The sequence below is a fragment of the Vibrio sp. 1562 genome (genome assembly GCF_033340155.1).
GTDB classification, from domain to species: Bacteria; Pseudomonadota; Gammaproteobacteria; order Enterobacterales; family Vibrionaceae; genus Vibrio; species Vibrio alginolyticus.
Genome location: NZ_JAWOVY010000545.1, coordinates 1 through 600, shown reverse-complemented (window position 1 = coordinate 600; position 600 = coordinate 1). Strand labels below are relative to the sequence as shown.

Sequence of the window (600 nt, the reverse complement as noted above, 5' to 3'; positions counted from 1 at the left end):
CGTTGATAAACACACAACGCCTCTTATCTCTGTAAACGATCCAGAATTAATGCTTGCTAAGCCAGCGTCTTTGACGGCGGCAACAGGCATGGACGCGCTAACTCATGCGATTGAAGCGTACGTATCTATCGCGGCAACACCAATTACTGACGCTGTTGCAATCAAAGCGATCGAGTTAATTCAAGCGCACCTACGCACCGCAGTGAAAAACGGCGAAAACCTAGAAGCTCGTGAGCAAATGGCATACGCACAGTTCATGGCTGGCATGGCGTTTAACAACGCATCTCTAGGTTACGTGCACGCTATGGCGCACCAGCTAGGTGGTTTCTACGACCTACCACACGGTGTATGTAACGCAATCTTGCTTCCTCACGTACAACGCTACAACGCGCAAGTATGTCCAGAGCGTCTACGTGATGTCGCAAAAGCGATGGGTGTGGATGTAGAAGGTATGTCAGCAGAGCAAGGTGCTGCGGCAGCGATCGACGCTATCGTTGCGCTAGCAAAAGACGTTGGTATTCCAGCTGGTATTAAAGAGCTTGGTGCGAAGCTAGAAGACATCCCAACACTAGCAGACAACGCATTAAAAGACGCGTGTGG

General features: G+C 50.3%; 1 protein-coding gene. It reads left to right on the top strand.

Annotated features, from left to right (window positions below; genetic code table 11):
• Nucleotides 1–600: iron-containing alcohol dehydrogenase (locus tag R7Z49_RS26310; RefSeq protein ID WP_318112606.1), on the top strand; the 600-nt coding region annotated here is incomplete at both ends.